General features: G+C 69.6%; 14 protein-coding genes, 1 tRNA gene and 1 other RNA gene. 5 read left to right on the top strand and 11 right to left on the bottom strand.

What is annotated here, in order from left to right; all coding sequences use genetic code 11:
- Positions 1-205 precede the first annotated feature (205 nt).
- The 7 genes from FGL15_RS04205 to FGL15_RS04175 all read right to left on the bottom strand — a co-directional run bounded on the left by FGL15_RS04205 (position 206) and on the right by FGL15_RS04175 (position 8,088).
- Positions 206-649, bottom strand: a complete 444-nt coding sequence (locus FGL15_RS04205; RefSeq protein ID WP_138945078.1) for a MarR family winged helix-turn-helix transcriptional regulator — start codon at positions 647-649, stop codon at positions 206-208.
- Positions 650-948: 299 nt separating this feature from the next.
- Positions 949-1,036, bottom strand: a tRNA-Ser gene (locus FGL15_RS04200).
- A 143-nt stretch (positions 1,037-1,179) separates the two neighbouring features.
- The gene (locus FGL15_RS04195) at positions 1,180-3,666 is read right to left on the bottom strand and encodes a DUF3488 and transglutaminase-like domain-containing protein (RefSeq protein ID WP_138945077.1); all 2,487 of its coding nucleotides are present in this window, start codon (positions 3,664-3,666) and stop codon (positions 1,180-1,182) included.
- Positions 3,653-5,044 (bottom strand): DUF58 domain-containing protein, encoded by a 1,392-nt coding sequence (locus FGL15_RS04190; RefSeq protein ID WP_138945076.1) that lies wholly within the window; start codon positions 5,042-5,044, stop codon positions 3,653-3,655. The genes FGL15_RS04195 and FGL15_RS04190 overlap by 14 nt, the downstream gene beginning before the upstream one ends.
- 63 nt (positions 5,045-5,107) lie before the next feature.
- Complete coding sequence (locus tag FGL15_RS04185) at positions 5,108-6,151, bottom strand: MoxR family ATPase (RefSeq protein ID WP_086475010.1); 1,044 nt, start codon at positions 6,149-6,151, stop codon at positions 5,108-5,110.
- Positions 6,148-6,774 (bottom strand): hypothetical protein, encoded by a 627-nt coding sequence (locus tag FGL15_RS04180; protein ID WP_138945075.1) that lies wholly within the window; start codon positions 6,772-6,774, stop codon positions 6,148-6,150. The genes FGL15_RS04185 and FGL15_RS04180 overlap by 4 nt, the downstream gene beginning before the upstream one ends.
- Positions 6,775-7,437: 663 nt before the next feature.
- Positions 7,438-8,088, bottom strand: a complete 651-nt coding sequence (locus tag FGL15_RS04175; RefSeq protein WP_064294959.1) for an SDR family oxidoreductase — start codon at positions 8,086-8,088, stop codon at positions 7,438-7,440.
- A 154-nt stretch (positions 8,089-8,242) separates the two neighbouring features.
- On the opposite strand from FGL15_RS04175, the gene ffs reads away from it, so the two are divergent.
- An RNA gene (ffs, locus tag FGL15_RS04170) (signal recognition particle sRNA small type) lies at positions 8,243-8,339 on the top strand.
- 213 nt (positions 8,340-8,552) lie between these two features.
- Here the strand turns inward: ffs and FGL15_RS04165 are convergent.
- Both FGL15_RS04165 and FGL15_RS04160 read right to left on the bottom strand, forming a co-directional pair.
- Complete coding sequence (locus tag FGL15_RS04165; RefSeq protein ID WP_168223309.1) at positions 8,553-8,819, bottom strand: LPXTG cell wall anchor domain-containing protein; 267 nt, start codon at positions 8,817-8,819, stop codon at positions 8,553-8,555.
- Positions 8,816-9,958 (bottom strand): hypothetical protein, encoded by a 1,143-nt coding sequence (locus tag FGL15_RS04160; protein WP_138945073.1) that lies wholly within the window; start codon positions 9,956-9,958, stop codon positions 8,816-8,818. The genes FGL15_RS04165 and FGL15_RS04160 overlap by 4 nt, the downstream gene beginning before the upstream one ends.
- Positions 9,959-10,175: 217 nt before the next feature.
- On the opposite strand from FGL15_RS04160, the gene pta reads away from it, so the two are divergent.
- From pta to FGL15_RS04145, 3 genes are all read left to right on the top strand, one after another.
- A complete protein-coding gene (pta, locus tag FGL15_RS04155; protein ID WP_138945072.1) occupies positions 10,176-12,344 on the top strand; it encodes a phosphate acetyltransferase in 2,169 nt (722 codons plus the stop codon).
- Positions 12,345-12,356: 12 nt separating this feature from the next.
- Entirely contained in the window at positions 12,357-13,580 is a 1,224-nt protein-coding gene (locus FGL15_RS04150) for an acetate/propionate family kinase (RefSeq protein ID WP_138945071.1), read from the top strand.
- Positions 13,581-13,913: 333 nt separating this feature from the next.
- Complete coding sequence (locus tag FGL15_RS04145) at positions 13,914-15,026, top strand: hypothetical protein (RefSeq protein WP_138945070.1); 1,113 nt, start codon at positions 13,914-13,916, stop codon at positions 15,024-15,026.
- A 521-nt stretch (positions 15,027-15,547) separates the two neighbouring features.
- On the opposite strand, the gene FGL15_RS04140 is transcribed toward FGL15_RS04145, so the two are convergent.
- Positions 15,548-17,146 carry an HNH endonuclease signature motif containing protein gene (locus FGL15_RS04140; protein ID WP_138945069.1) on the bottom strand — a complete coding sequence of 533 codons (1,599 nt, stop codon included), beginning with the start codon at positions 17,144-17,146 and terminating at the stop codon, positions 15,548-15,550.
- Between the two features lie 197 nt (positions 17,147-17,343).
- Between FGL15_RS04140 and FGL15_RS04135 the strand changes: the two genes are divergently transcribed.
- Positions 17,344-17,697: a hypothetical protein gene (locus tag FGL15_RS04135; protein ID WP_138945068.1), complete on the top strand. Its 354-nt coding sequence runs from the start codon at positions 17,344-17,346 to the stop codon at positions 17,695-17,697.
- A 281-nt stretch (positions 17,698-17,978) separates the two neighbouring features.
- Here the strand turns inward: FGL15_RS04135 and FGL15_RS04130 are convergent, their stop codons facing one another.
- The gene (locus FGL15_RS04130; protein WP_138945067.1) at positions 17,979-19,745 is read right to left on the bottom strand and encodes an alkaline phosphatase family protein; all 1,767 of its coding nucleotides are present in this window, start codon (positions 19,743-19,745) and stop codon (positions 17,979-17,981) included.
- Between the last annotated feature and the right edge of the window lie 84 nt (positions 19,746-19,829).

Here is a 19,829-nt window from a genome sequence, read left to right as displayed (position 1 = left end):
GCGACGATGAGCGCCGGCGCGGCGAGGGTTCGGTGATGGGGGTGATCGTCCGGCGCGGGCTGAGCGGACGGGCTCAGCGGGCGTTCGGGCGCGACGGACAGCGCCGTCGTGGCGTTCGCGGTCGCCATGGTGTTCGGCGGTCGGTGAGCGACGCGGCGAGTGGTCTCGGCGCGTGGTCAGGGTGCTCGGGTGCCCCGAGCGGTGATCAGCGGGTCGGCTGCGGCAGGTGTGCCGTGAGCTTCGTGAGCAGAGCGTGCAGGGTGTCGCGTTCGCTCTGGTCCAACGGGGTGAGGATGATGTCGTCGGCCTCGGCCATCGCGGTCTCGAACCCGGCGATGAGGTCGGTGCCGAGCGGGGTGGCGTAGACGCGCTTGGTGCGTGCGTTCCCGTCCTCCGTGCGGCGTTCGACGAGGTCTCGACGTTCGAGTCCCTGCAGGAGACTCGAGACGCTGGCGGCGCTCGTCCGGCTCACCTCGGCGATGTCGCGTTGGCTCGATCCTGGATGCCGGACGAGGTGGCCGAGGACGAAGGCCTGTTCGTGACTGAGCTCGCGGGCTCGGATCCAGTCCTCGCCGGCCTTGCGCTGTGCCCACCCGATCCAGCGGACCAGTTCGAGTGTGCTGCTGAGGGTGGGTGTCTCGTCGTCCATGGTTAGAACGCTAACGCTTCGAGTTCTAACTGTCAACCCTCGAATGATCGTCCCGCTCAGCGCGGTGCGCTGACGTGAGATGTGCGGGCTCGGTGCCAGCGCGGTGCGCTGGCACGAAACCGACGAGTTCGGCGTGGGCGCGGGTCGTAGCCCTGAGCGCGACCCTCCGGGGACCCGCGTTCACGCGTGTGACCCGCGCTCACGTCAGCGCACCGCGCTGGCACCACGGGAATACGTCACTTGGGTTGACCCAGGAAACGCAGAACGCCCCGCGCGAGGCGGGGCGTTCGTGATGAAGCTGGCGGAGAATGGGGGATTCGAACCCCCGAGGGCGTTAACCCAACACGCTTTCCAAGCGTGCGCCATAGGCCACTAGGCGAATTCTCCATGGCTGTTTGTGAAAAACGGCCAGATAGCAGCATACCTGGTTCCCGGACCGCCGCGCGCCACCCGCCCCCGCCGCCGCGCTCCGAGCCCGGCCGAGCACGAACGCCCGCGGTCGGAGACACCGGCACGGAGCGCCGCTCGTGTCAGCTCGCGGCAGGCGGTCGCCAGTCCACCCGTTGGTTGCGCCGCAGCACGAGCGACCGCGGGAGGACTGCCGCGAGAGCGCGTTCGAGCGGCTGACTCGCCGACCGCAGCGCCGCCTTCGCATCAGCCAACGCTGCGTCGACGGAACCGGCGCTCGCCGCACCACCAGTGCTCGGCGCATAGCTCTCCCGCTCGACCGCCGCCACGAGCCGGTCGACGGCCGGCGACTCGATCCGGAACTGCCCGCGCAGCCGCGATGCGAACCCGCGTGGTGACTCCGCCGACGTCACGGGGAAGCCCAGGTCGCGGGCGGTGTCGAGGAACTCCGCCCAGGCCCAGCCCGCCGAGGTCCCCTCGGCCAATGCACGCCGACGCCCGGCCGCACGCCGGAGACCCCGGGCGATCGACGGGGTGGCGAGCAGCACCAGCACGCCGAGCAGGATCGCGAGCGGGACGAGGGCCGCGGTGAACGCCCCGCCGGACTGGGTCGAGGTCGGTCCGCCGAGCGCGTCCGCGGTGGGCGTGGGCGTCGACGCCGCGGTCGGAGCCGGACGGCTGTCGGGACTCACCGATCCGCTCCCGGGCGTCGCCGTACTCGCATCGCTGAACTGCGTCACGACACCACGGCTGGCCGTCGGCTCGAACGGCACCCAGCCCACGCCCTCGAAGTACAGCTCCGGCCAGGCGTGCAATTGGTCCGAGGTCACGATGTAGGTGTCGCGGTTCGCCGGGGTGTTGTCGATCGTCGTACCCGGCAGGTACCCGATGGCGATGCGCGCGGGGATGCCGAGCACGCGCGACATCACGGCCATCGCGGACGAGAAGTGGATGCAGTAGCCGGCCTTGCGCTCCAGGAACGTCGCGATGACCTCGGCTCCGCTGCCGTCGAAGCCCTCCTCGACGGGTGCCGACTCCGAGTACTCGAAGGTGCTGCGGAAGTAGCGCTGCAGGGCGATCGCGCGGTCGTAGTCGGTGGAGGCGGTCGCCGTGACGTCGGCGGCCGTGTCACGGATGATCTGCGGCAGGTCGTCGGGCAGCTCGAGATACGGGGCGGCGGACGCCGGGTCGGCGACCGGCGGGACGTCGCGCATCTGCTGTGCGGTCGGCAGGATCGCCGTGCTCGTCGCCGTGTACGTCTGCCCGCGGGTGGATCCACGCTCCGCCATCGCCGTCAGCCCGGCGGCTTCGAACCGCCAGTCACCGCGGAGGCCGTCGACCTTCTGCGTCGGATACGGCAACGGCAGCCAGGGACTCGACAGCGAGTCCACCGTGACCGTCGTCTCGAAGGTCTCCACCGGGATCGCCTCGCTGAGCCCGGCCGGCGCGGGGAAGGCGTCGAGCGTGTTGCCGTCGTTGTAGCCCGAGTTGTCCGGTCCCCAGACGGTGCCCGTGAACTCGTTGAGGTCGGTGACCTTGAGGTACGGCGGTTCGTCGGCGGTGGTCGTGTACTCGAGCGCGGTCGTGTTCGCGGGGCGCCGTAGGCTCTGGCCGAGCGAGATGAGCGGGTTGATGCCGTTCACGAACGGACCGCTGCCACGGGCGCCAGCGGTCACGTCCCGGACGGCGAGGTCGGGGAGTACGGCCGGCGTGAGGAGGGCGACCACCACCGCGACGGCACTGACGAGGACGGCCGGGCCGAGGCCTCCGAAGCGGCCGACACCGGTCATCGCCGACGGGCCGGCGCCGCGTCCATCGCCGGCAGCCCGGGCCGAGGCGAGCGCTCGCAGCAGCTCCCGGCGTCGCACGTCCTCGCGGAGCAGCCAGAGGAAGGAGAGGGCGACGAACGCGAACACCCACGGATCGAGGGGGAACGACACGGCGACCGTCGGCCCGGCGTACACGGCGAACACCAGGACGGCCGCGAGCACCGGCGCGTGCCGACCGAGCACGAGCCAGGCGATCACCAGCGCGACGAGGCCACCGCCCGCGGCCATGACGAAGACCACGCCAGCGTCGGTGTCGAGTGGGGCCGAGCCGTCGTGGAAGGTCTGGAACCCGGCGTCGCGCAACCGTTCGAAGGCGCCGAGCGTCGTCGGGGTCGGGACGATGCCGATGATCGCCGTCTCACTGGCGAAGAACAGCGTGATCGTCAGCAGCCATGCGACGCCGGTGCCCAGCCACACGAACACCGCCGGCAGTCTCGTGCGCCGGAGGAGGATCGCCGTGGCGAGGACGATCGCGATGACGAGGTTCGTGACGAACCACCAGTCGAGCGCGTCGAGCACCCGCCCGAAGCCGAGACCGCCCGTCGCGAGGAGGAGGAAGGCGGCGAGGCCCAGACGCAGGTCGCCGACGTTCGCGGTGTCCCGCGGGTCGTCGCGGCGTCCGCCGGCGCTTCCCGACCACGAGCCGCCGCTCGTCCCGCCCGGGGACGGACGTCGGGGGTTCGACGAGCGGGCTCCGGGACCGACGCCTGATCGCGCTGCCTGGAGACGCGCAGCGGCATCCCGCGTGGCCGCCGCACGGCGTTCCTCAGCGACGGACATGCGCACCTCCGGCACCACGACGTCCGCCCCGGCCGCTTCGATCGCTACGGCCGGTCGACGGCGCGAGCGTGGTGGTCGCCGGACCGCTCGTGCCGGACCACAGCGCCTGGAACGATGCGCCGCGCTCGCCGACGTGGCAGCGCCACCCGGCCGACTCCAGGAGCTCGATGGACCGACGCCGAGCGCCGGCCGGGAGGAGTGCGACGGGGAGCGGTGAGAGGTGCGCGACCGCGGTCAGCTCACCGAGGTCGCCCTCTTCGACGTCGCCGAGGATCGCGATGACCGGCTGCGACCGGCGTGCCGCGATGACGGGTGAGAGGTCGAGGAACCGGTTGGGCTGCACCGACGGACGCAGGAGGGCCAGGTCGAGCAGGGCGGCGTCGAGGTCGTCCTCCTCGAGATGCTGCCCGCCGCGGGCGAGCGCGTCGCCCATGTCGCCGACGGGGCTGGACCGCAGTCCACCGGACGCGGATCTCGCACCGATCTCGCGGAAAAGCTCCTCGGTGCCGGCGCCGACGAGGTTGACCCGGTAGTCGGCGTCGACGAGGTGGGCGGTGATCGAGGCCGCCAGCGACACGGCCTGCTCGAACGCCGGCAGGTACGACGGATCGTCGTCGGGCCAGGCCCAGTGGGCTGCGGCGGTGTCGAGGAGGACGGTCGTCTCGGGGTCGTTGCGCTGCTCCTCCTGCCGCACCATCAGCTCACCGTGGTGCGCGCTCGCCCGCCAGTGCAGTCGGCGGATCGCGTCCCCCGGCAGGTAGGGGCGCGCGATGATGTCGTCTTCACCCGCACCGACGTGCAGCGATGACGGGCGTGTGGAACCGTCGCGGCTGGCGGTGAGCGCGGGGATCTCCGGCAGGACGACGACCTCCGGCAGGACGACGACCGCATGCGTTCCGCCGACGTCGCGCCGACGGACGACGAGGCCGAACGGATCGCTCACGGTGAGTCCGAGCGGGCCGAGGTCGTGCTCTCCGCGGCGCAGCGCCGTCACGGTGTACTCGGCCGTCCGACGGCGCGAACCGATGCCCGCGACGCCGGTACTCGGCAGGGTCCCCTCGGCGCTGCCGGCGAGTCCGGCCGGCACGCGGTCCTTCCACTCCGTGTGGACGTGGGGGAGTGCGCTCGTCTCGGCGATCGTGACCTCGACGGAGATCCGCCCGCCGACCGCGACGAGGTCGGGCCGGGTGATGCGGTCGACCCGGAGCGACGGCCGCTCGAGGTAGACCGCGCCGAAGCTGGCGGCGACGAGCGCGACGAGCAGGCCGGCCGCTGCGAGCAACTCCGGCGAGCCGATCCCGCGCGCGAAGATCAGGCACACGCCGGCCGCGATGAGCACGCCGACCGCACGTCTCGTCAACGGCACGCGACGCTTCATGGGCTCAGGACCTCCGGTGCCGGGTCAGAATCGAACCGACGGTTGCGGTGCAGGGCCATCGGATCAGGACCTCAGCTCGGTGCGCCCGGAGTGCGGCACGGGCGTCCGCTCCAGCAGTTCGACGAGCACCTCGGAGACCGCCTGAACGCCCGAGCGGTCGTGGGCGCTCACCGCGCGGCGGGTGGGGATGAGTCGGTGGGCGAGGACCGGTGCCAGCAGCTGGTCGATGTCGTCGGGCAGGACGAACTCGCGACCGTCGAGCGCGGCGAGCACCTTTGCGGCGCGGACGAGCTGCAGGGTGGCCCGGGGGCTCGCGCCGAGTCGGAGTTCCGGGTGCACGCGGGTCGCCTGCACGAGCGAGACGCAGTACTGCTCGACGATCGGCGACACGAAGACACCGCGGGCCCAGGCGATGAGGCGCTCGACGTCGCCGCGTGACGCGACCGGACCGATGGTGTCGAGCGGGTTGACCGTGTCACGCTGGCGGAGCATCGCGAGCTCCGCGGAAGCGTCGGGGTACCCCATCGAGATGCGCGCCATGAAGCGGTCGCGCTGGGCCTCGGGCAGGGCGTAGGTGCCCTCCATCTCGAGCGGGTTCTGCGTGGCGACGACGGTGAACGGCGACGGGAGGGCGTGCGTCTCGCCGTCGACCGTGACCTGCCGCTCCTCCATCGACTCGAGCAGCGCCGACTGGGTCTTCGGCGAGGAGCGGTTGATCTCGTCCGCGATGACGATGTTGGCGAACACCGCGCCGGGCTTGAACTCGAACTCGCGGTCCACCTGGTTGAAGATCGAGACGCCGGTGACGTCGGAGGGGAGCAGATCGGGCGTGAACTGGATGCGGCGGACGGTGCTGCCGACGGACGCGGCGAGGGCCTTCGCGAGGACCGTCTTGCCGACGCCGGGGACATCCTCGATGAGCAGGTGACCCTCGGCGAGCATCACGATGAGCGCCATCCGTGCCGCGAACGGCTTGCCGTCGAGGACGCGCTCGACGTTGTCGAGGATGCGCTCGGCCAGGACCTGGAACTCCTCGGCGTTCAGCGCGGGCTTCAGTTCGGCGACGGTGTCCCGCGGGGCGCGGCTGGTGTTGCTCTGCTCGGTCATGGTCGGCTCCTGCGGTCGTGGTCGAGCATGCGCTTGAACAGCAGCGCGACGATGGTGGCGAGGCCGATCGTGATGAGGGTCGGGGCGAGTGCTCCGAGGAACTGCATCCAGAGGTAGTTGTCGGTCGGGCCGCTGTCGCCGACGAACCCGCGGTAGAGCAGGGTGAACGACTGCCACAGCCCCACGCCGCCGCCGAGGGTGAAGACGACACCGACGATCCAGAGGACCCGTTCCCAGACGACGGCGCGGACGCGGTGGGCGTCGGCAGCGTCGAGGTACTCGTCGTACCGCTCCTGGTCGAACTGGGTCTGCTGCGCTTCGGGACCTGCCGCCCCAGGCTGATCGGCGACCGCCGTGGTGTCGCCGGTCCGAGCTTCGAACGGGTGGATGCGACGGTCGGGCTGCGAGGGCATACCGCGGGACGGCCGGGCGCGCGGGCCGTCGTCGAACCGGTCGTCAGTCGGTGGGCGGACGGGGCGACCGTCGCTGGGTGGCTGGATGAGCTGCGGGGCGATCTCCTCGAGCGAGGCGAGGTGGCTGCGGCGGCCGGCGTCGGCGGCGTTCGGGCGCGTGCGCTCGTCGGTGTGTCCGCGCTGGAACGCGGGGTCGTAGCGTTGGTCCATCGTCGGCCTCCGTCGCGCTGCGTGCATCGTCCGGGCCGGAACCCGTTGCCCGATCCTAAGACTGATAACGAACAGGTAACACCCCTGGACGTGTCGCCCACAGGAACTCCATATGTGCGCCAGGTTGCACGCACACGATGCCGGTGCCGGTCAGGGAACTCTTCGGAGCCAGCACACGCATCGGTTGTGTGGACCGAGCACTGAGCACGTACCCGGTCGGTGAGACGTCTTCCGGTCCCTGAAACCCTCTCCGGTCCCTGAAACCCTCCACGGTCCCTGAGCTTGTCGAAGGGCAGGGTGTCCCGTGTGCACTTCGACAGGCTCAGTGACCGGTGTTCGTTGCCCGGCTCGGTTCCGGTCCCTGGAGCCCTCGACGGTCCCTGGAACCCTCTCCGGTCCCTGAGCTTGTCGAAGGGGGGTGTCCCGTGTGCACTTCGACAGGCTCAGTGACCGGTGTTCGTTGCCCGGCTCCATTGCGGTCCCTGGAGCCCTCGACGGTCCGTGGAACCCTCTCCGGTCCCTGAGCTTGTCGGAGGGCAGGGTGTCCCGTGTGCACTTCGACAGGCTCAGTGACCGGGTACCGGCTTCAGGCCGGGTCTGCCGGAGACGACGACAGGCCCGGGAACAGGGATCCGTTCACCGAGCCTGTCGAGGTGCAGGGACCTACAGCGCCGCGAGCGCCTCGCGGATCGGGGTCTCGCCGCCGATGACCTCGAACTGCGTGCGGGACGCCGCGCCCGACTCGATGAGCGCGAACAGCACGGCGGCGACGTCGGCGCGCGGGATCGAGCCGCGGTCGGTGGTCGTCGCGGCGGTGATCGTGCCGGTCGGGGCGTCGTCGGTCAGGCCACCGGGGCGGACGATCGTCCAGTCGAGGTCGCGCCCGCGGAGGTCGGCGTCGGCCTCGGACTTGGCCCGCAGGTAGACCTGGAACACGTCGTCCGACTCCGGGTCGAAGTCGTCGGTGCTCATCGCGGACACCATGACGTAGCGCGGGACCTTGGCGAGCTCGGCCGCCTCGGCGAGGAGGATGGCGCCGTCGCGGTCGAGGGTGAGCTTGCGGTCGGCGCCGCTGTTCGGGCCGGCTCCCGCCGCGAACACGACGACGTCGGCTCCGGCGAGTTCGTCGGCGAGTTCGGCTGCCGAGGAGTGCTCGAGGTCGAGGACGATGGCGCGGGAGCCGATGCCCTGGAGCTCGCCCACCTGCTCGGGGTTGCGGATGATGCCGGCGGGGGAGTGTCCTGCTTCGGCGAGCAGTCGCTGCAGGTGCAGGGCGATCTGTCCGTGTCCTCCGGCGATGACGACGTCGGTCATGTGAGTCCTCTCGTTCGATGCGGTCCCGGTCGGTGCGCTGTCCGTTCGTGGGGACGGCGGTCGATCGGTGGTCTGGGGCCAGTGGTCCCAGATCCGTCAGTCAACGCCTCAACCGGGGCGTACGCAACCCGGTCGCGGCTCGGGTACACTAGGTGACGGCTCCCCGCGTGGCGCCATCCAGGCCAACTCCCCCAGGGCGGAAACGCAGCAAGGGTAACCGGGCTCTGGCGGGTGCGCGGGGAGTCTTTTCGTGCCCGCGGTGCCTGCGGTGTCTGTCTCCGGCCCTGCACGATCGGCCCCGCGCCGCCGCAGCAGGACATCCGCCCGGCAGCAGGATACCCGGCGCCGCTTCCTCCTGCGCTCGCGCGGATCTCCTGCTCCGGCGCCGGTCTCCCGTCGCCCGCCAATGACGAAGCCCCGGAGCCCTGCGGTGGCAGGACTCCGGGGCTTCCGAGCACGTCAGATCAGCTGAGCTGGGCGCGACGCTTCCGGACGGCAACCAGCGCGAGGCCGCCGAGGAGCAGCATCGCGGCGAGGCCGAGCGGTGCCGTGGTGTCGGCGCCGGTCTCCGCGAGGGTCGGGCCGTGACCGGACGTCGCGGGTGCCGTTGCGGCGAGCGTGAACTGCACCGGTGCCGACGGGAGCGAGGTGACCTGTGGGACGGCCGCGTTCGGATCGTAGACGAGTGACGCGACCGCGGTGTAGTCGCCCGGGGCGATGGCGACCGTCACGGACCAGCGGCCGTCTTCGCCGACGAGGATCGGCGCGCGCGGGTCGACCGGTGCTGCATCCTGCCCTCGGGGAGGGCGAGGCGGGCATTGTCGCCGGTGCCGTTCGCGATGTCTTCGAGCTCGTTCTGAAGCGCGTTGTAGAACGCGGTCGGCAAGAGGGCCACCGCGATGTAGTGGTTCGGCGTCGCGGTGCCGGAGAAGGTGACGACGTCACCGACGAGCGCCTGACCCGGGGTCGGTGTCTCGATGACCGGTGCCGGGAAGAGTTCCGGCTCGGGGAGGAGGAAGGTGACACCGGTGGACCCTCTGGAGAAGCCATCGGTGGCGACGACGCTCACCGTCTGGACGCGTCCGGATGTCTCCGGGAAGACCTGGGTGTAGCTCCAGGCGCCACCGGTGACGGTGATCGGGGAGCTCTCACCGGCGGCGGTGAAGACGGTGAGTCGGAGCTCGACGTCGGTCTCGGTGACGCCTGAGATGGTGACCGTCCGGGTGTCGAACTGCTGCATCGGAGTCGGGGTCAGCATTTTCAGACCCCACAGCTCGGCTTGGCTCGGCAGGGTGATGTTGAACTCGACCACGGTGTCCGCACCATCGGTCTGCTGGGTGGACGAGATGGCGACCTCCACCGATTCGACCAGAGGCAGGTCGAGGGTGACCGACCACGCACCGTCGACGACCGGCACGTCTTCCGCGAAGGGCTCCAGCTCGAAGTAGTTCCAGTCCTTCGCCGCGATGTCCACGAGCGTTCCGGACTCACCGACGCCGGAGAAGGTGATCGTCTGCGTGGTGAAGACATCGCCCATCTCGGGCGTGAGCACCTCGAAGGCCGGCGCAGGTGCGGCGGCCGCGGATGGTGCTGCTGGGGCGTCCTCACCCGGCACGGTGGGCTCGTCCGTCACGGGCGGTGCGTCGTCAGCGGGGGCAGGGGCATCGCTCGACGCCGATGGTTCCGACTCGGTCGGCGTCGGGGATTCAGCCGGCGCCGGCGACTCGGTCGGCGTGGCGGTCGCGGAGACCGACGGGACCGGCTCGGTCGCAGCGGACGCGGGTCCGGCGGTGAGGAGCGCGCCACCGAGGGCGAGCGAGATGACGACGGGCAGCGAAAGCGCTTTCCGCCAGGACGACGTGCGAGACAAGGTGTTCCCCCAGAGAAAGTCCCGCCGCGGCACGGAGGCCGAAGCAGGACGGATGTGACAGCTGTTGTTTCTGAACCTAGCAGTTTCCTGTGAGCTGGCATTGGGGTTTTCCCTATGGTCTGGAGACCTTCGCGCAGGCCGACCGATCATCGCCCTGCGACCACGACATTGTGCGCTTACCCAGCCCCCGCAGAGCCCGCCCCGTAGGCTGGAAACCGTGGCGCGAAGCATTTACATCATCTCTGCCGAAGGACACTCCGGGAAGTCGACGGTGGCCCTCGGGGTCCTCGACACCCTGAGCCATCAGATCGAGCGGATCGGGGTGTTCCGCCCCATCGCGCGGTCCACCACGAAACCCGACTACGTGCTGCAGCTGCTGCTCGAGCACGACGGCGTCGACCTCGCCTACGAGGACTGCATCGGCGTCAGCTACGACGACGTGCACACCGATCCCGAGGCGGCGCTCTCGCGCATCGTCCAGCGGTACAAGCACATCGAGGCGCAGTGCGACGCGGTCGTCATCCTCGGTTCCGACTACACCGACGTCGGCAGCCCGACGGAGCTCGGCTACAACGCGCGGATCGCCACCAACCTCGGTGCGCCCGTCCTCCTCGTGCTCGGCGGCCGCGCCGGTCAGGGTGCGGGGGAGCAGCTCGGCCAGTCCGTCGCCCGCACACCCGACGACATGCGCAACATCGCCGAACTCGCCCTGGGTGAACTCGCCGACGCGCACGCCCAGTTGCTCGCCGTGGTCGCGAACCGCGCCGATCCCGACAAGCTCCTCGAGATCACCGCCGCGATCAGCGACGCCATCCACCCGAACGGCTCCGCGAACGGTTCCGTCGTCGCCCCGGCCGGTCACGCCGCCGGTGCCGCGATGGTCCCCGTCTGGGCGATCCCCGAAGACACGTTCCTCATCGCGCCGACGATGGACAGCATCCTCGAGGCCGTCGACGGCACCCTCGTGAAGGGCAGCGAGGAGTTGCTCACCCGCGAGGCGCTCGGCGTCGTCGTGGCGGGCATGTCCATGGTGAACGTGCTCCCGCGCATCACCGAGGGATCCGTCATCGTCATCCCGGCCGACCGCACCGAGGTGCTCCTCGCCGCGCTCATGGCCAACGCCTCGGGCACGTTCCCGTCGATCGCGGGCATCGTGCTCAACGGCGGGTTCCCGCTGCCCGCGGTCGTGGAGGAACTCATCTCCGGTCTCGGCGAGATCCCGCCGATCGTCAGCACCGACCTCGGCACCTACGACACCGCGGTCCGCGTCATGAACACCCGTGGCCGTCTCGCCGCCGACTCGCAGCGCAAGTACGACACCGCGCTCGCGCTGTTCGAGCAGAACGTCGACGCACCGCTCCTGCTCGAGCTGCTCAACGTGGCGCGCGCCGACGTCGTGACGCCCCTCATGTTCGAATACGGGCTGCTGGAGCGTGCGCGGTCGAACCGCAAGCACATCGTGCTGCCCGAGGGCGACGACGACCGCATCCTCCGCGCGGCCGGCACCCTGCTCGCGCGTGAGGTCGCCGACCTCACCATCCTCGGTGAGGAGATCGAGGTGCGGTCACGCGCCATCGAGCTGGGCATCGACCTCAGCAAGGCGACGATCGTCAGCCCCTTCGACGCGGTCCTGCGCCTCAAGTTCGCCGAGGAGTACGCCCGGCTGCGGGCCCACAAGGGCGTCACGATCGACATGGCGAGCGACGCCGTCACCGACGTCTCCTACTTCGGGACGATGATGGTGCACCTCGGGCTCGCCGACGGCATGGTCTCGGGCGCCGCCCACACGACGGCCCACACCATCCGGCCGTCGTTCGAGATCATCAAGACGAAGCCCGGCGTCTCCGTGGTGTCGAGCGTGTTCCTCATGGCCCTCGCCGACCGCGTGCTCGTCTACGGCGACTGCGCGGTGAACCCCGACCCGACCGACGCCCAGCTCGCCGACATCGCGATCTCGTCGGCCGAGACGGCGGAGCAGTTCGGGATCGAGCAGCGCATCGCGATGTTGTCGTACTCCACCGGTGACTCCGGAGCGGGCGCCGACGTCGAGAAGGTCCGCTCGGCGACCCGGCAGGTGCGCGAGCGTCGGCCCGACCTCCTCGTCGAGGGGCCGATCCAGTACGACGCCGCTGCAGACGCCGCGGTCGCCGCGACGAAGATGCCCGACTCGCAGGTCGCCGGCCGCGCGACGGTGTTCATCTTCCCCGACCTCAACACCGGCAACAACACGTACAAGGCGGTGCAGCGTTCCGCGGGCGCCGTCGCGATCGGTCCGGTGCTGCAGGGGCTCAACAAGCCGATCAACGACCTGTCGCGCGGCGCGCTCGTGCAGGACATCGTCAACACCGTCGCGATCACCGCCATCCAGGCGCAGGAACAGGAATAGGTCCAGACACACATGCCCACCGTCCTCGTGGTGAACTCCGGTTCCTCGTCGTTCAAGTACCAGCTCATCGATGTCGAGACGGAGCGGACGCTCGCCAGCGGGCTCGTCGAGCGCATCGGCGACGCGACGGGTGCCGCCGAACACCGGTCCTACCTCCCGGATGCGGCCGGCGCGACGACGCCGCCCATCGAGGAGCGTTGGGTCATCGAGCGCGAGATCCCCGATCACACGGCCGGGTTCCGGGTCATGCTCGACGCGTTCGCCGAGCACGGGCCGTCACTCGACGAGCACGCGCCGATCGCGGTCGGCCACCGGGTGGTCCACGGTGGGAAGCGCTTCTTCGAGCCGCCGGTCGTGACGGACCTCGTGAAGATCAACATCGAGGACATCTCCGAGCTCGCGCCGCTGCACAACCCGGCGAACTTGCAGGGCATCAACGCGGCGCAGGTCGCGTTCCCCGACGTCCCGCACGTGGCGGTGTTCGACACGGCGTTCCACCAGACCATCCCGGCCGCGGCGTACACCTACGCGATCGACGCGGAGCTCGCCGCGAAGCACCGCGTGCGTCGGTACGGCTTCCACGGCACCTCGCACAAGTTCGTGTCGGAGGCGGCTGCGGCGTTCCTCGACCGTCCGCTCGGTGAGCTGAAGCAGATCGTCTTCCACCTCGGCAACGGTGCGTCGGCGTGCGCGATCGACGGTGGCCGCTCGGTCGACACCTCGATGGGCATGACGCCCCTCGAAGGACTCGTCATGGGCACGCGCTCCGGCGACCTCGACCCCGCGGTGCTGTTCCACCTGCATCGCAAGGCGGGGCTCGGGTTCGACGAGCTCGACACGCTGCTCAACCGCCGCAGTGGTCTGCTGGGGCTGTCGGGCACGGGAGACATGCGCGACGTCACCGAGTCGGCGTCGAAGGGCGACGAAGCGGCGCAGCTCGCGCTCGACGTGACCGTCCACCGCTTGCGGCACTACCTCGGGGCGTACCTCGCGGTCCTCGGTGGGCTCGACGTGGTGGTGTTCACCGCCGGTGTCGGTGAGAACGCACCGTTGATCCGCGCGGGTGCGGTGCAGGGGCTCGAGGGACTCGGCATCATCCTCGACGAGGACCGCAACGCTGAGCGTGCGCGTGGTATCCGGGTGATCTCGACGGACGACTCCCCGGTGACCGTCCTCGTCGTCCCCACGAACGAGGAACTCGAGATCGCCCGCCAGACGGTCGCCGCCCTGGCGTAGTCCCGGCGCTCCGGTCCCTGAACGGCTCCTCTTCCGGTCCCTGAGCTTGTCGAAGGGCTTGCGCGCGACCCGATCGGCGGGGTTCCCGTGTGCACTTCGACAGGCTCAGTGACCGACGTCGTCCTCGATTGCCTCCTCCGGTCCCTGAGTACCTCTTCCGGTCCCTGAGCTTGTCGAAGGGCGCACGGGCGAACCTCGCTCCCATGTCCCCCGTGCGGAGGACAAAAGAATGAGTGGTTCCCCCTATTAACTTTCCCTGAGAATCCGCTTAGTCTCAGAAAACCAACAGGTACGTCGCGCCTGTTGGACCCCTAGACGAAAGTACTCACCTCAGTGAATTTGAAGACGTCACGCCGCACTGCGGCTCTCGCCACCGGCCTCGCAGTTGTCGCCGGATCCACCCTCCTCATCGCCGGACCCGCATCCGCAGCTGAGATCCAGGTCACCGATGACCAGGTTGCCGCCAACGAGACGGTGTACACCGGCTGGCACGAGGGCTACGGCCTTCCCGGCTCGACCACCCCTCCCGGCGCTGACGCGGTTGTCACCGACGCCGGCCTCGAGATGACCGGTCCTTCGCAGATCATCAACGGTTACGCAGCTCCGGTCGCGGTCGACGGGACGACCGCCACCTTCGCGGCGATCGCGGCGACGGCCGGCGTCGTGTCGACGAACAACCTGGCCTACTTCCAGATCCCGGTCTACGCCGAGACCGGCGACACCAACACTTTCACCACGCTTCGTCCCGAGAACCCGGGCGCAGCGGGCCTCACCGGCAACTGGGTCGCGAGCAGCGATGACATTGCGGGCATCGCCGCGAACACGCCGACGTCCATCGCCGACTTGAGCGCCGCGCTCGGCAGCTTCGACCTGCTCGCCTTCGGTGTGCTCGTCATCGCAGGTGGCGACGACGTCGTCCAGACGATCTCGTTCAACGGCGACAACTACAACTTCGCTGCTCCGGTCGTCGCTCCGGTCTTCGACCCGCTGGTGGTCGTCGACCCCGACACGATCTACTTCTCCGACGTCCGCCCCGGCGGTGCAGGCTTCGCGGTGACCGTCACGGGCTTCACCCCGGGTGACACCCTGACGATCAGCGTCATCGACCCCAACGGCGAGGTCTTCGGGTCCGCTGACGGTGGCGACACGGTCATCGCCGACGCAGACGGTGGTTTCGCCGTAGCTGACCTCACCTTCGTGGGCGAGGGCATCCAGGTCGGTACGTACACCTTCCGCGTGACTGACAGCGCGGGTGTCTTCGCCGAGGACGCGATCGCCGTCATCGCTGACCCGGTCGCCGCTGGCGCCCCGGTCGTCCCGACGCTTGCTGACACCGGCTCGGACTCGGGTGTCCTCGTCGGTGGCGCTGCCGCACTGCTGCTCCTCGGTGCTGCGGGCATGCTGTTCGCAGCTGCTCGCCGCAAGGGCGCGCAGGTCACGGCCTAGTCTCACCCTGCGAAGCCCCGTCCTCGACTCCGGTCGAGGGCGGGGCTTCGTGCTGACGCCGGGCTGCTGCCACGTCGACAGGCTCAGTGACCGAGCCGCTCTCTGTTCCCTGAGCTTGTCGAAGGGCCCACGGGTGACTCCTGCGACCGGCCGGCTCCAGCGTGGCGCACTTCGACAGGCTCAGTGACCGATATCCCTCTGCTCCCTGAGCTTGTCGGAGGGCAAGGTTTCTCGTGTGCACTTCGACAGGCTCAGTGACCGATACCGCCCCGCCGGTCCCTGAGCTTGTCGAAGGGCTTACGGGAGAGTTCCCGGCTCGAGCCCAGCGGGGAGGAAGGCGGAGCGGCAGCTCCATTGCTGCACTCCGCCCGGTCGCACGTGCCGGGACCGCTTGGCCCAGGCCATGCGCGCCGGCCATTTGCGCGTTCGGGTAACGAAAATGACCGGAAACAGTGCTTCGGAGCGTCCGGCCGCGTGGATTGGGTTGACGTCGAGATAGTCGTCCGGTCGTGCCGGGCGCGTCACGCAGCGCGCAGCCTCGGCTTGCCGCCGCGTCGTGGAATGCGATGCGGGTCGATGTGCGCGGGCGGGATGAACCAGGGCACGTGGTCGCGCACGAGGACCTCCCATCCGTCGTTGTGGATGCGATGGTGATGGAAGCTGCAGAGCAGGATGCCGTTGGACAGGTCCGTCGGTCCGCCCCGTGACCACCAGACGAGGTGATGGGCCTCGGTATACGACGGTGGATGGGTACAGCCGGTCCAGGCGCAGCCACCATCGCGCTCGGCGAGGGCCATCTTCTGCCCCTTGGTGAACAACCGTGTGCCAACTCCGAGGTCGAGCACCTGAGACGGCCCGCCGAGCACCATGGGGATGATCCGACCGTCGGCCGCCATGCACCGTGCGGTGCCGGCGGAGATCGGTTCGGAGACGCCGTCGATGTAGGCCTTGCCGTCGGACCACTGGCCGTCGTCGGCCAGGTCGGGTTCGTCCATGCGGATGACGAGGGAGACGGGCGCCAGTTCCATGACCGCCGACTCGCAACCCGCGGCGTGACGGAAGACCCCGACGAGGGCTTCCACTCGGCGTTCGTCCATCGTGCGGGTGTCGGGCATCTCTGCCGGCGGGACGTAGGCATCGTCGAAGGGATCGTCTGAGGGCAACTCGCTGCTGGCTGTTGCCGCCCCGGCCGTTTCGTCCGAGGGGTCGACGAAGCGGACCTGCCGCAGTTGCTTGCCGACGACGGCGTCCATCGTCGCGCGGACCCATCCCGCAGCCTCGGGCGCGAGGAAGGCACGGAGCTCGGTCATGCCGTCGGGGAGTTCGCGGAGGGTGCAGCGCTGCTGCTTCCGGAGCGCGATCTCGCGCGGCACGGGGCCGTCTTGGTCGAGACCGGTGCGGACGAGCTTGGCGAGGCTGCTGACCTCGGCGAGCGGCGCACCGTCGCAGTGCTCGATGCCGGCGCTGACCGAGCGGTGGACGCGTTCGTCGTCGACACCGGATTTCACCAGCCGCAGTTCGCGCAGCAGGATGCCCGCGCCCTCGACGCTGAGTGCGGACCGGACGAAGCCGGATGGAGAGGTCGCCTCGTCGTGGTCGACCGTGCACGTCGGGTTGTCGCCTTCGCCCAGCGGTAGGCAGGGTGCGTCGACGGCGGGCCGGGGCTCGATGGCGGCTGCGATCTCGGGGCGATCGCACTCGATGACGTCGCCGGTGAGGGCGAGCTTGGGAGCGATCGCCTGGGCGACCGAGGTGATCGTGGCGGCGCGTCCGCGAGAGATCCGCCACCGCTCCGAGAGCATGACGGCCGGCGTCGCATACCCGTGGCTGCGGGCCAACGGGTCGTGGCCGACGATGCCGCCGCGGGAGCGCTCCGACACCGAACCCATGACGCGCGCTGCCAGGACCTCGACCACATGCTGCACGGCACCCAGTTGGTCGAGGACGCGGACGACACCGGCGTCGTTCATGCCGGCCAGCTGCTCGATGGCGTCGTCGCCCGGTCGGATCGGGTCGAGCGCGCCCGACCAGGTGCGCAGGAGCTCGGACACCGTCTCGCCCAGCGTGCCCAAGGGGTCGGCGGAGACCGGACCGAGGGGAACGCGTGGGCTGCTGGACATGGGACCATCCAAACATGAGCCACTGACATTCGAACATCGATGGATTACGCGGCTGATCTGGGGTATTTATCCAACGCCTGTTGCGCGTTGGTGCCGTGACGGGCTCGGTCAGTGGGCGCCTGAGGAGTGCTCAGGGTAGCTCGACGGTCGCGGTGAGGGACGATGGGGCACCTGGGACACCCGCGTACACTGCCGGTATGCGCCCCCTCACCGTCCGTGAGCGCGACCTCATGGTCGCCCTGATCGCCCGCGGCACGGAGCCGGGTGCCGACCGGGCCATCGCCGCCTCCGATCGAGAACGGTGGGCGGGACAGCTCCCGGGCGTCATGGTGCATGGGACGTGCGGGTGCGGCACCTGCCCCTCGATCGACCTGACTTCCGACCGCGGCGACCGGCCGACCGCGACGCGTCAGACGGTCCTCGAAGCGAGCACCTCGAACGCGTTCCTCCTCCTCTTCATCGAAGATGACCGGCCGACGTACCTGGAACTCGCCCCGTTCGGCGATGAGCCGATCACCGAGTTCCCGCTGGTGGCGGACGTCGAGTTCTGAGGTCGCACCTCGACGGAGGTTGCCACCCTTCGACAAGCTCAGGGACCGGGAGGGGTTGCTCAGGGACCGGGCGGGGTTGCTCGGGACTGGAAGGGGTGCTCAGGGACCGGAGGTTGGGAGCGCTCAGGGACCGGAGGTTGGGAGCGCTCAGGGACCGGGAGGAATGCTCGGGGATCGGAACGGGTGCTCGGGGCTCGGAGCGGTGCGTAGAGAACCGGAGCGGTCGCATTCGTCGCGACCCGGTCCGGTCCCTGAGCTTGTCGAAGGGCACCACCGTCCCGTCAGTCCCGCGTGCCGAACAACCCTTCACCGTGCTTCGTCAGCACCTCGTAGGCGTCGGCGTAGTTGTCCGGTAGCGGTGCTCCCGGCTCGTACTTCGCGAGGAGGATCCCGATGAGTCCGAGTGCCGGCGGCGTGAGTGGTCGCTTGCGGTCCTTGTCCTTGTCGGCACGGGCGTTCGCCTCGGGGTTCGGCGGCACGTAGGCGGGCGTCACCGTCGGCCACAGCACCGGTTGCCGCGGTGAGGTGAGGTTCACGGCGTTGAAGATGCTCGTGGCGGTGCGGTCGCGTTCGGTCAGCGGGTCGAGTCCGTGGAGCTCGGCGAGGGTCTTCATGAGTGAGCCGTGATGCATTTCCTCGTTGATGACGCTGCCGGCCTTCGTGTACGCGGAGATGACGATGGTCGGCACCCGAAGGCCGAGACGGTCGAAGGTGAAGCCCATCTCGCCCGCCTCCGGCTTGCCCGACGGCGGGGTCGCCTTGGGCGGTGCGACGTGGTCGTAGATGCCGCCGTGTTCGTCGAAGGTGACGAGCATGACCGTGTTCATCGCGTTCGAGCCGGTGGTCGACGCCCCGTGCTTGATCGCCGTGTAGACCTCGCCGAGGAGTTGCTCGCCGGCGCGCATGTCGGAGTAGGCGGAGTCGAGTTCTGGGTCGACGTCGTCCCGGCTCGGGTTGTCGGGACGGACGACCGGCGGGTGCATGTCGTTGTGGTCGAACACCATGCGTGGTTCGACGAAGGCGTAGTCGGGCAGATTGCCGTTCGCCGCGTCCTCGTGGAACTGCTCCATGCTGCGGAAGTTGCTCTTCCAGTACTGCTCGATCGACGGTGCGCTCAGGAGACCGGTGAGGGACACGACCTGTTGGGCGTCGTAGTAGACGCGCCAGGTCTTGCCGGCCTCCTCGAGGCGGTTGAACACGGTGGGGACGGCCGGTGCGCTCAGCCACTTGCCGATGCCGTCGCCCTCGATGTTGGTGACGTATCCGTGGGAGGTACTCGCGTGGAAGAAGGAGCGGTTGCAGAAGGTCTGGGAGGGGACCGCCGCGTACCAGTGGTCGTAGACGCCGAAGTTCTTGGCGAGCGTGGACAACACCGGCAGCATCTCGGGGGAGAAGCCGCCCATCACGGTGGAGTACTCCTCGGGCGTCGGCTTGCGTCCGCGGGCGAGCGTCGAGTTGACGATGTAGTCCTTGACGAAGCCGTCGTTCTTGGGGGAGGAGGTGTCGGCAGGGAGGTTCCACGGCGGCTGCAGCGGATTGCGGAGGTCGCCGTTGCTCTCGGGGTCGATGGTGCCGAAGAGCTGCGTGTTGACGTGTGGGTAGAACTCGCCGGGATCCGGGTCGGGTTGGGCCATGATCTGGTCGGTGGGGCCCGTGTAGACGTGGGCTGGGACGGCTTCGCCGGACTCGCCGGGGTTGCTGTAGTCGCCCTGGGCGAGGCCGTCGAAGGTCTGACCGGCGGGCTCGCCGCCCGCCGGATACAGCCAGCCGAGCATGTGGTCGAATGAGCGGTTCTCGAACATCACGACGACGACGTGGTCGAACCCTGGTTCGCTGCGCTTGGGGAGCGGCGTGAAACCGTAGTCCTCCTGCGGGTTGGACGCGGTGGCGGCTGCGATCCCGCCGGCGACCGCACCGCCCGCAGCGAGGCCCGCGACGCCGAAGCCTGCCGCGCGGAAGAAGTCGCGGCGGGAGGTGGGGCGTTTGGGGCGGGGACTGGGTTCAGCCTCATGAACAGTATCCGGACGTGGTTCCTCGTCGTGTGCCACTCGAGCCCCCGATCTGCAGCTCACCTATCTGAGGCTCGCTACTCGTGCTGAATAGCGTACGGGGACGTTGCGCCCTCGGAGGCG

Origin of the sequence: Plantibacter sp. M259 (genome assembly GCF_006065115.1) — a bacterium.
Lineage (GTDB): Bacteria > Actinomycetota > Actinomycetes > Actinomycetales > Microbacteriaceae > Plantibacter > Plantibacter auratus.
The sequence above is the reverse complement of the archived record's forward strand: the minus strand, read 5'-3'. Positions and strand labels throughout refer to the sequence as shown.

Bases quoted from the DNA above. Each gene is read 5' to 3' on its own strand.
- FGL15_RS04190 (WP_138945076.1), bottom strand. From the start codon at position 5,044: ATGAAGCGTCGCGTGCCGTTGACGAGACGTGCGGTCGGCGTGCTCATC.
- FGL15_RS04185 (WP_086475010.1), bottom strand. From the start codon at position 6,151: ATGACCGAGCAGAGCAACACCAGCCGCGCCCCGCGGGACACCGTCGCC.
- FGL15_RS04180 (WP_138945075.1), bottom strand. From the start codon at position 6,774: ATGGACCAACGCTACGACCCCGCGTTCCAGCGCGGACACACCGACGAG.
- FGL15_RS04195 (WP_138945077.1), bottom strand. From the start codon at position 3,666: ATGTCCGTCGCTGAGGAACGCCGTGCGGCGGCCACGCGGGATGCCGCT.
- FGL15_RS04205 (WP_138945078.1), bottom strand. From the start codon at position 649: ATGGACGACGAGACACCCACCCTCAGCAGCACACTCGAACTGGTCCGC.
- FGL15_RS04140 (WP_138945069.1), bottom strand. From the start codon at position 17,146: ATGTCCAGCAGCCCACGCGTTCCCCTCGGTCCGGTCTCCGCCGACCCC.
- FGL15_RS04175 (WP_064294959.1), bottom strand. From the start codon at position 8,088: ATGACCGACGTCGTCATCGCCGGAGGACACGGACAGATCGCCCTGCAC.
- FGL15_RS04150 (WP_138945071.1), top strand. From the start codon at position 12,357: ATGCCCACCGTCCTCGTGGTGAACTCCGGTTCCTCGTCGTTCAAGTAC.
- FGL15_RS04135 (WP_138945068.1), top strand. From the start codon at position 17,344: ATGCGCCCCCTCACCGTCCGTGAGCGCGACCTCATGGTCGCCCTGATC.